Source organism: Lonsdalea britannica (assembly GCF_946477055.1).
Lineage (GTDB): Bacteria > Pseudomonadota > Gammaproteobacteria > Enterobacterales > Enterobacteriaceae > Lonsdalea > Lonsdalea britannica_A.
In genome coordinates, this window is sequence record NZ_CAMKXG010000117.1 from 1 (window position 1) to 10,497 (window position 10,497).

General features: G+C 54.4%; 10 protein-coding genes. 6 read left to right on the plus strand and 4 right to left on the minus strand.

Going from position 1 to position 10,497, the window contains the following annotated elements; translation table 11 throughout:
* Positions 1–755 precede the first annotated feature (755 nt).
* Together artJ and artP are read right to left on the minus strand one after the other, a co-directional pair.
* On the minus strand, positions 756–1,487 hold the full coding sequence (artJ, locus tag Q7O77_RS09565; RefSeq protein ID WP_304166265.1) for an arginine ABC transporter substrate-binding protein: 732 nt from the start codon (positions 1,485–1,487) through the stop codon (positions 756–758).
* A gap of 17 nt (positions 1,488–1,504) precedes the next feature.
* Positions 1,505–2,233 (minus strand): arginine ABC transporter ATP-binding protein ArtP, encoded by a 729-nt coding sequence (artP, locus tag Q7O77_RS09570; RefSeq protein ID WP_304166268.1) that lies wholly within the window; start codon positions 2,231–2,233, stop codon positions 1,505–1,507.
* Positions 2,234–2,593: 360 nt separating this feature from the next.
* On the opposite strand from artP, the gene Q7O77_RS09575 reads away from it, so the two are divergent.
* Positions 2,594–2,917, plus strand: a complete 324-nt coding sequence (locus Q7O77_RS09575; protein ID WP_304166269.1) for a heavy metal-binding domain-containing protein — start codon at positions 2,594–2,596, stop codon at positions 2,915–2,917.
* 13 nt (positions 2,918–2,930) lie between these two features.
* Positions 2,931–3,773 (plus strand): N-acetylmuramoyl-L-alanine amidase, encoded by an 843-nt coding sequence (locus Q7O77_RS09580; RefSeq protein WP_304166272.1) that lies wholly within the window; start codon positions 2,931–2,933, stop codon positions 3,771–3,773.
* A 24-nt stretch (positions 3,774–3,797) separates the two neighbouring features.
* Here Q7O77_RS09580 and Q7O77_RS09585 read toward each other — a convergent pair whose 3' ends face one another.
* Positions 3,798–4,700, minus strand: coding sequence for a lysine exporter LysO family protein (locus Q7O77_RS09585; RefSeq protein WP_304166275.1), 903 nt, complete (start codon positions 4,698–4,700; stop codon positions 3,798–3,800).
* Positions 4,701–4,870: 170 nt separating this feature from the next.
* Between Q7O77_RS09585 and Q7O77_RS09590 the strand changes: the two genes are divergently transcribed.
* Both Q7O77_RS09590 and Q7O77_RS09595 read left to right on the plus strand, forming a co-directional pair.
* Positions 4,871–6,529: an ATP-dependent endonuclease gene (locus Q7O77_RS09590; RefSeq protein ID WP_304166277.1), complete on the plus strand. Its 1,659-nt coding sequence runs from the start codon at positions 4,871–4,873 to the stop codon at positions 6,527–6,529.
* 259 nt (positions 6,530–6,788) lie between these two features.
* Positions 6,789–7,580: a hypothetical protein gene (locus tag Q7O77_RS09595; RefSeq protein WP_304166280.1), complete on the plus strand. Its 792-nt coding sequence runs from the start codon at positions 6,789–6,791 to the stop codon at positions 7,578–7,580.
* Between the two features lie 153 nt (positions 7,581–7,733).
* On the opposite strand, the gene cspD is transcribed toward Q7O77_RS09595, so the two are convergent.
* Positions 7,734–7,955, minus strand: a complete 222-nt coding sequence (gene cspD, locus Q7O77_RS09600; protein WP_304166282.1) for a cold shock-like protein CspD — start codon at positions 7,953–7,955, stop codon at positions 7,734–7,736.
* Between the two features lie 325 nt (positions 7,956–8,280).
* Between cspD and clpS the strand changes: the two genes are divergently transcribed.
* Both clpS and clpA read left to right on the plus strand, forming a co-directional pair.
* Complete coding sequence (clpS, locus tag Q7O77_RS09605) at positions 8,281–8,601, plus strand: ATP-dependent Clp protease adapter ClpS (RefSeq protein WP_026740459.1); 321 nt, start codon at positions 8,281–8,283, stop codon at positions 8,599–8,601.
* A 29-nt stretch (positions 8,602–8,630) separates the two neighbouring features.
* On the plus strand, positions 8,631–10,497 hold a 1,867-nt coding region (clpA, locus tag Q7O77_RS09610), incomplete at its 3' end, for an ATP-dependent Clp protease ATP-binding subunit ClpA (protein ID WP_304166286.1).

The window sequence follows — 10,497 nt, forward strand, 5'->3', positions numbered from 1 at the left end:
CCTTAGTCTCGTGGGCTCGGAGATGTGTATAAGAGACAGCCGTTCGAAGCGAGTGGCGCGGGTTTCAATACGTTTGAGGACCCACTGGCTCAGCAGGGTGATCACCAGATAAATGGCCGCAGCCATCATGTACCAGGTGAAAGGCTCCTGCGTGCGCGTTGCAATACTTTTGGTCTGCAACATGAGGTCGTTCACGCTGATCAGCGACACCAGCGCCGTATCTTTCAGCAGTACCAGCCACTGGTTTCCCAGCCCCGGCAGCGCATGGCGCCACATCTGCGGCATGATCAGACGACGAAAGATCGCGCCCTTGGTCATCCCCAACGCCTGTCCGGATTCCCACTGACCGCGAGGGACCGACTTCAGCGCGCCGCGCAATGTCTGCGACGCATAGGCGGCGTACAGCAGCGCCAGTGCGATCACGCCGCACACGAACGGGCTGACTTCAAAGGTCTCGATATCCAGCTGGATCGGGATTTGGAACAAATACAGATTGATCGTGAATCCGTCCGCCAACATCAGCAGCAGCTGCGAAGAACCGAAGTAGATAAACAGCACCACCAGAATTTCCGGCAGGCCGCGAAGCAAGGTGACCAGCGCGGTGCCGCAGGCGCTAACGATTTTCCAGCGCGCCGTTTCCCACAGGGCAAACAACATCGCCAGAATCAGGCCTAAAAACAGAGCGCAAAGGGCAAGGCCGACGGTCATTCCGGCGGCGCTGACTAAAGGGTGTAATTCAATCATTGGGTATCAGACTATTGCTGGAACCATTTTTGATAGAGGGCCTGGTAAGTCCCGTCCTGTTTGATGCTGTTCAGCGCGACGTTAAACTTCTGCAGCAGCGCATCGTTATGCACACGAACGGCGATGCCGAGACCGGCGCCAAAGTAGGCTTTGTCCGTCACCTTATCGCCGACAACGGCCAGATTGGGGTTCTGCTTCAGCCATTCGTTGACCACGGCGGTATCCCCGAATACGGCGGACAAACGGCCGTTTTTCAGATCCAGCACCGCATTCTGATAGCTGTCGTAAGGTACGACGGTAATGTCCTGATGCGTATCCAGCAGATATTTCTGATGGGTGGTGCCATTCTGCACGCCGACGCGTTTGCCGTTCAGTGCGGACACATCCTTCACGCTGTCTTTATGGGCGATGAACAGGGCGGAGTTGTCATAGTAAGGCTGGGTAAAGCTGACCTGACGCTGACGTTCGGGCGTGATATCCATACCGGCGATGACGGCATCGAAGCGGCGGAATTTCAGACCTGGGATCAGGCTGTCGAACGACTGATTATTGAAGGTACAGGTCGCTTCCATTTTCTGACACAACGCTTTGGCCAGATCGATATCAAATCCCTGAATCTGGTTGTCGGCGCCGACGAATTCGAAGGGAGGATAAGACGCTTCGGTCGCAAAACGCAGGGCGTTTGCTGCGCTGGCTGACAGGCTCGATCCGGCAAGCAGCGCGGCAACAAGTACCTTTTTCATATAACTTTCCTGAATCATCAGTGTGATAAGTAGCTGGCAAACTCACGGGTTTGCGGCTGGGTGAAGTGCGAAGCGTCGCCGTGTTCCACAACGCGTCCGTCTTCCATATACACCACGCGGCTGGCGGTTTTACGCGCGAAATCCACCTCGTGAGTAACGATGACCTGGGTGATGCCGGTTTGGCTCAGCTCTTGAATGATGCCCACGACCTGAGCCGTGATTTCCGGATCGAGCGCCGCCGTCGGCTCATCAAACAACAGTACCTGCGGTTCCATCATCAACGCGCGCGCAATCGCTACACGCTGCTGCTGGCCGCCGGAAAGATGCAGCGGATAGCGGTCGGCGAAGTCGTTCAACCGCAGACGTTTCAGTAGTTTTTCAGCGCGGGCGTGCGCTTCCTGACGACCTAGGCCCAGCACGCGGCACGGCGCTTCGACCAGATTCTGCTGCACGGTGAGATGCGGCCACAGGTTATATTGCTGAAACACCATTCCCACGTTCTGGCGGAGTTCGCGAATCGCGTCGTCGCCCGGCGTGCGGCTGAAGTTGAACTGATTACCGGCGATAGACAGCGAACCGGAACGCGGCATCTCCAGCAAGTTTAGCACTCGCAGAAGGGAGCTTTTTCCCGCGCCGCTGGGGCCCAACAGGACCAGCGTTTCACCGACCGGGCAGTCAAGGGTGACATCGAACAGCGCCTGATGCGCGCCGTAGAAACAGTTAATGCTGTTTAGTTGAATACTCATGCGCAAGAATTGAATAGACATTGATGCCGCAAATGGTAACGTTGGCAGAATAGTTATGCAATCGTCGCGGGTTAAAATTTGCAAACAGGCGTTTTATTGCCCATTTTGCAGCATAAAATAATGATATCCCGTCCCCATCGCCTGATTTCTCAGGTGAGAAACACACCAAACCAACTATTTTTCATCGCCTGCGGTATTTCCCCACGTGAACATCGCCGTGAATCTCCCGGCGGCTCTCGCGCATTCGCAGGCTATACTTTCTCGGGTTTGACGCAGGCGGCGTCGCATCATTCGCCGTGACTGCGTAAACATGATAATGATGTCTTCAACGACTCATCCGTATTCCTTAAGGAGATTGCTATGCAACTGTCTACAACCCCGACTCTGGAAGGCTTTGTGATTACGGAATACTGCGGCGTGGTCGCGGGGGAAGCGATCCTTGGCGCGAACATCTTCCGTGATTTCTTTGCGGGGATCCGGGACATCGTCGGAGGCCGCTCAGGCGCTTACGAGAAAGAGCTGCGCCGCGCGCGCCAGATTGCGTTCAAAGAGCTGGAAGAGCAGGCGGCGGAATTAGGTGCCAATGCCGTGGTCGGCACCGATATCGATTATGAAACCGTGGGAAAGGACAGCAGCATGCTGATGGTCACGATCAGCGGCACCGCCGTCAAAGTCAGCCGCTAACGGTCGCGGGTTCATGCGTAACCTGCTGTTTTTCGGACTGCTGACGCTGCTGGCGGGATGCAAAGCGCCCGTCACGGCCGTGCCCGCTTCGACCATCGGCAAAAACTACCAGCTGTACACGGCGGAGGTTTCTCGCAACCAGACTTCCCGCGTCAGGCTGCTGGTCATCCACTACACCGCGGAAGACTTCGCCAACTCGCTGCGTCTCCTGACGCAGGGTGAGGTCAGCGCGCACTACTTGATCCCTGAGCAGCCGCCGCTGAGCGCGGGACGTCCCGTGGCGTGGCAGCTGGTGCCGGAGTCTCAAGCCGCGTGGCATGCCGGGATCAGCTATTGGCGCGGAGCGGTTCAACTGAATTCTGTCTCCGTGGGGATCGAGCTGGAGAATCAGGGATACCGCTGTTCGCTATTGGGGGGATGCCGTTGGGCGCCGTATTCGCTGGCGCAGGTGACGCTGCTGACGCCTCTGGCGCGCGATATTGTGCAACGTCATCAGATTGCGCCTCAGAATGTGGTGGCTCATAGCGATATCGCGCCGCAAAGAAAGGCCGATCCCGGACCGTTATTCCCCTGGAAGGCGCTGGCGGATGCCGGTATCGGCGCCTGGCCTGATGCGGATCGGGTACGGTTTTATCTTGGGGGGCGAGTGCCAAATGAACCCGTCACTCCCCGCCTGCTGCTGGATAAACTGGCTCGTTATGGCTACGAGGTCAGTGATTCGATGACGGCGCAACAGCAGCAGCGTGTGATCGCCGCCTTCCAGATGCATTTTCGCGCCCAGCGCTACGACGGTGTTGCCGATGCGGAAACTGAGGCTATCGTGGATTCGCTGCTGGAGAAATACGGGGGTCAGTAGCGGGTATTCACCCGCTACGTTGGCTTAGGCGACGAATAGCGCGATTAGGACTGGCGAGAGCAGGCTCAGTATGAAACCGTGCACGATGGCGGGGGGAACCATGTCGACGCCGCCACTACGTTGCAGCACCGGCAGGGTAAAGTCCATCGAGGTGGCCCCGCACAGGCCGAGCGCGCTGGCGCGTCGGGAACGAATCAGGCTGGGGATCAGCATGATGGCGATCAGTTCACGCGCCAGATCGTTAAAGAAGGCGGCGCTGCCGATGACCGGACCGTAGGCGTCGGTCATCAGAATGCCCGAGAGCGAGTACCAGCCGTAGCCGGAAGCCATCGCCAGACCGGTTTTTAACGGCAGGTCGAGCAGCAGTGAAGCCAGCGCGCCGCCGCACAGTGCGCTGACGGCGACGACACTGGCGATAATCGTGCCGCGACGATTGAGCACGATTTGCCGCAAGGTCATGCCGCTGTTGCGCAGTTGGATCCCGACAAGACACAGCAGCACAAGCAGCGCGTATTCTCCGCCGGACGCCGCAAATTTCAATGGAGGCCATTGGCTCAGCCCTAACAGAAATCCGCCTAACACCACGCCGCACAGCTGTAGCGACTCCAGCATCATTTTCAGCCGGGAAGGGAGTACGTCGTGGGATACCGTCGTGGCCTTCCAGGTGCTGCGTTTCTCCAGCAGCCACAGCGCCAGCAGATTCGCGGCGATAATGCAGACCGTGCTCACGGCGGCATATTGCAGTACGGCAAGCAGGTTGCTGCTCAGGTTCTCCAGAAATGCGAGACTGATGCCCATCAGGAACAAGATCACATACACCATCCAGCTCAGTAGCCGATTCACCCCTTGCAGCACGCTTTGATGGCGCACCGGGATCAGATAGCCCAGTACCAGCGGCAGCAGAATAATCAATAATCCTGAATACATGGTGAAGATTTTCCTTGGGAGAGTGGCGCGGTTTGGCTGGCGTGATAAGTTGTAATTGTGTGATTTTAAATAAAAAACAAAATCGGGTAAAGCGATGATGATGGCAGGACTTGACCCTGTCGGCGGTACATCGCCATGCTGGTAATGACGTAGCCCATGAGGAGTGGCGGATGTATCTGGAAAGGGTCGATATTGTAGGTTTCCGGGGGATTAACCGGTTGTCTCTGACGCTGGATGAGAATACGGTCCTGATTGGCGAAAATGCCTGGGGGAAATCCAGCTTGCTTGACGCGCTCTCTTTACTGCTGTCGCCTGCATCGACGTTATACCGTTTCCAGTTGGATGATTTCCATTTCACTCCCGGCGATGAGAACAGCCGCGAAAACCATCTTCAGGTCGTTTTCACGTTTCGTGAAACCGATGTCGGGCATCATCAGTCTGCGCGCTACCGTAAGCTGTTGCCTTTATTCATTCGCGGCGACGATCACCTGAAACGGATTGTTTATCGGCTGGAAGGCGAGGTCGACGAGTCAAACGCGGTCATGACCTGGCGTAGTTTTCTGGATGAACATGGGCAAGCGCGTCCTTTGCCAAATATCGATGCGCTGGCACAGGCGCTGATTCGCCTGCATCCGGTGCTCAGATTGCGGGATGCGCGATTTATGCGGCGGCTACCCTCACCGTCGATGGAACCGAAAGCCGAACATGGGGAGCATCTGGCGCAGCAGTTCGAAACGCTGGTTGAGGCGCTGGGGCAGGATCCTAATCGGATGACCAATCGCGAACTGCACCAAGGCGTGGCGATTATGCGTCAGTTGGTTGAGCACTATTTCTCCGAGCAAAACGCGGCGCCGAGCGAGCATCATCAGCGACATGCCCGTTTGGGCGGCGGCCGCTCGTGGCGAGCGTTGGACACGCTCAACCGGATGATGGCGGGTCCCAACAGCCGGAATCATCGCATCATTTTGCTGAGCCTGTTCGTGACGCTACTGCAGGCGAAAGGCGCGGTGAGGCTCGACCCAGAGGCGCGTCCACTGTTATTGATCGAGGATCCGGAAACCCGTCTGCATCCGATTATGCTGTCCGTGGCCTGGGGGTTGTTGAGTCAGCTACCGCTTCAGAAAATGACCACGACCAACTCCGGCGAATTGCTATCGCTGGTGCCGGTGGAACAACTGTGCCGATTGGTGCGTCATTCTACGCGGGTGGCGACCTATCGTCTCGGGCCTCAAGGCATGTCGGTGGAGGATGCGCGCCGGATTGCGTTCCATATCCGCATTAATCGGCCTGCGTCGCTGTTTGCCCGTTGCTGGCTGCTGGTGGAAGGGGAGACCGAGGTCTGGATGTTCGGCGAACTGGCTCGCCAATGCGGTCACCGTTTCGGTGCCGAAGGGGTGAAGGTGGTGGAGTTCGCCCAAGTAGGCCTGAAGCCGTTGCTCAAGTTCGCTCAGCGTATGGGAATCGAGTGGCATGTGTTGGTTGATGGCGACGATGCGGGGAAAAAGTATGCCGCCACGACCCGAAGTTTGTTGGTGGACCAGCAGGAACATGAACGCGATCATTTGACGATGCTGCCAGCGCGAGATATGGAATGTTTTATGTACAAAAGCGGCTTTGCGCAGGTTTACCACCGCGTGGCGCAGCTGCCGGATAATGTGCCGCTGTCGCCGCCCAAAATCATCAGCAAGGCTATTCACCGCACCTCCAAGCCGGATCTCGCGATTGAAGTCGCCATGAACGCGGCGGCAAGAGGCGAAGAAGCCATTCCACCGCTGATTCGTCATATGTTTTCACGTGTGCTTTGGCTGGCGCGGGGACGTGCTGATTAACGAAGAGTGATGACGAAGAGATGGGTCAACGTGATCGGTTGACCGGCTTTCATGAGTCACAATACCTTTATTTTATGCACTAACCCATATTTTATTATATGAGGGTTCTTCCTGTTCAATTAATTGTGATTTCTGCTCCAGGCCCAATGAAATTTTTACAGTAGAAGGGAAAGTTATTATAATCGCGCCGCTTTTTGTTGTTTCTGGTTTATATGAAACGTCAACTTCACTACAGCAGCAAAATAAGGATATGTTTTTAATGGAAAATGCAAAAGCGATACTCTCTTCTCGACCCATTTTTATTTCCCGCCCCGGCATTGCGAGTAGTCTAGGTGCTTTTATTGCGGCTTTGTTATTGCTATGTTTCGCTTCGGTATTTATTAAAAGCGAAGTGCCCGATATTTATCGAGACTATATTATCAATAAAAGCCCGTTGATTATTGAGAGTGCCGATATTTCTCACGGTAAATGCCGAATGAAATATAGCATTACCATCTGCTCTGCGGATGTGGAGTACAATTATAAAAATGAAGAACATGCTTCAGAGATAAATATCATGTTTCTTGATGTCTCTCGCGGCAATTACACGACGGATGTCGTTATCTCGTCCGAGCATCCTGAACTGGCGACGCTGACGCTGGGGTTGGATAAGTTGAATAACCGAATTATCGCTGCGGGCGGACTTATCGCCATTTTGCTTTTTCTGGCTATTTTTTCCTTGAATAACAGCGTGAAATTTTTTCGTGCTGGTCGTAAAGCGAAATGTCTATCGACATTGACGCTTGTTCCTGTAGATCTCGGCGACATCAGAAAATCGTTTTTCATGCGCGTTCAGCCGTATACCTATACCGGCGAAGATAAAAAGAAAATCAAATTGGCGAGCCTGATGAAGCGAAATGAACAGCCCATTTATCTGGACGACAGTATGAAACAGGCGTGGGCGGTATTGCTAAACGATGCCAACATTCCTGTGTTGCTGGACGATCGTTTGATGCGTCTTGATCTGAGCGATACAGAACGTGACTCCCTTCGTGCCGCCTTTGAACTTTAATCGCGTCTATTAGGATCTATCGTCTGCGCCGAGTGAGCCGACTGACCGTTGGTCATGAACTTGCGCGATAGATAAGATAAAAAGGCTGGCCACCCCAGTGACCAGCCTTATAGACAGATTCAGCGTCGACAACGCGCCACACTCGGTCAGTTGTCAGGCCACCGGCTCGTTGATTAACGGCACGATCAGACTGGCATGATTGCCTTTCGGTCCCTGGTGCACACTGTAATTAACCACCTGGCCAGCTTTTAGCGTGCGGTAGCCGTCCATTTGAATGGTCGAGTAGTGTGCGAAAATGTCTTCCCCTCCGCCCTCAGGGCAAATAAAACCAAAGCCTTTGGCGTTATTGAACCATTTAACAGTACCCGTCTCCATACATCTCCATCCTTCGTAAGCGTATTTTTACGGTGGGGTTATTGGTTAAGGTAAAATCAAATTGATTAAAACATCATCAATCCTCTTCAGACTCTATTAAAAATGCCTGGGTCGTCAAGCGCGATGGATAGGTGAGGACGTTGGCTTCGTCAAACTTTGATATGGGTAACGGAATGACCGAGAAGATTACGCCTATCGCAGAAATGGGTTGATGTACTTTTGTTGCCGGGTGATTTTGGTCCGGCAATGGTAAAATAAAAAATAGACGTGCTACTGTTAAGTACAGTAGACCAGGGCAAGATGACAGTTAAGATGTGGAAAAACGATGGGAAATCATAGTACGTGGTCGCACACTGAGGACCAGACCAAGGCTCGCCATGCCGAAGCATTGCAGCCGCCGTCCATGTATAACGTTGTGCTCAATAACGACGATTACACGCCGATGGAATTTGTTATTGACGTACTGCAAAAGTTCTTTTCTTATGATATCGAACGTGCAACGCAACTGATGCTTACGGTTCATTACCAGGGAAAGGCCATCTGCGGCGTATACAGCGCCGAGGTGGCGGAAACCAAAGCCGATCAGGTTAATCGTTATGCCAAAGATAACGAGCATCCGTTGCTATGTACGCTGGAAAAAGCCTGATTTAAGGCAATATATTGGGGGAGGTGCCTATGCTCAATCAAGAACTGGAACTCAGTCTCAACATGGCTTTCGCCAGAGCGCGTGAGCACCGACACGAGTTTATGACCGTGGAGCATTTGCTGCTGGCTTTGCTCAGCAATACCTCCGCACGTGAAGCATTGGAAGCATGCACAGTCGATCTGGATGCTTTGCGTCAGGAACTGGAAACCTTCATCGAACAGACAACGCCAACGCTGCCTGAGAGTGAAGCAGAACGCGATACGCAGCCGACGCTAAGCTTTCAACGCGTGCTTCAGCGTGCGGTGTTCCACGTACAGTCCTCCGGACACAGCGAAGTCTCCGGCGCCAATGTTCTGGTCGCGATATTCAGCGAACAGGAGTCGCAGGCCGCCTATCTGCTGCGCAAGCACGATGTCAGCCGCCTTGATGTGGTGAATTTTATTTCCCATGGTACGCGTAAAGAAGAGTCCGGGCCGTCGGTCAGCCAGGAAAATCCGGTTAACGAAGAGCAGGCTGGAGGGGAGGAGCGTATGGAGAATTTCACCACCAACCTTAATCAACTGGCCCGCGTCGGCGGCATTGACCCGCTCATTGGTCGCGAACGTGAACTGGAACGCACGGTTCAGGTACTGTGCCGCCGTCGTAAGAACAACCCGCTGCTGGTCGGTGAGTCTGGCGTGGGTAAAACGGCCATCGCCGAAGGTCTGGCCTGGCGTATCGTGCAGGGCGATGTCCCTGAAGTGATCGCCGACTGCACCATTTATTCTCTGGATATCGGTTCTCTGCTGGCGGGCACCAAGTATCGCGGGGATTTCGAGAAACGCTTTAAGGCGCTCTTGAAACAGCTGGAGCAGGATCAGACCAGTATCCTGTTTATCGATGAAATCCATACCATCATCGGCGCTGGCGCTGCTTCGGGCGGTCAGGTCGATGCGGCTAACCTGATCAAACCGCTGCTGTCGAGCGGTAAAATCCGCGTGATTGGCTCCACGACTTATCAGGAGTTCAGCAATATCTTCGAAAAGGATCGGGCGCTGGCGCGTCGCTTCCAGAAGATCGATATCACGGAGCCGAGCGTTGAAGAGACCGTTCAGATCATCAACGGTCTGAAACCGAAATATGAAGCTCACCATGACGTGCGATACACCGCGAAAGCCGTGCGCGCGGCCGTTGAGCTAGCGGTGAAATACATCAATGACCGTCATCTGCCGGACAAAGCGATCGACGTGATCGATGAAGCCGGCGCGCGTAGCCGACTGATGCCGGTCAGCAAACGCAAGAAAACGGTCAACGTGGCGGATATTGAATCGGTCGTGGCGCGTATCGCGCGTATTCCCGAGAAGAGCGTTTCCGCTAGCGACCGCGATGTGCTGAAAAATCTGGGAGACCGCCTGAAAATGCTGGTGTTCGGTCAGGATAAAGCCATCGAAGCGTTGACCGAGGCAATCAAGATGAGCCGCGCTGGACTGGGCCATGAGCGTAAACCGGTCGGTTCGTTCCTGTTTGCTGGTCCGACAGGGGTAGGTAAAACCGAAGTGACGGTGCAATTGGCGAAAGCCATGGACATCGAACTGCTGCGTTTCGATATGTCCGAATATATGGAGCGTCATACGGTGAGCCGTCTGATCGGCGCGCCTCCGGGATATGTCGGGTACGATCAGGGCGGGCTGTTGACGGATGCGGTGATCAAACATCCGCATGCTGTTCTGCTGCTTGATGAGATCGAGAAAGCGCATCCGGATGTGTTCAACCTGCTATTGCAGGTCATGGATAATGGCACCCTGACCGACAATAACGGTCGGAAGGCCGACTTCCGCAATGTCATTTTGGTCATGACCACTAACGCCGGGATCCGTGAAACCCAGCGTAAATCCATCGGGCTGATTCAGCAGGATA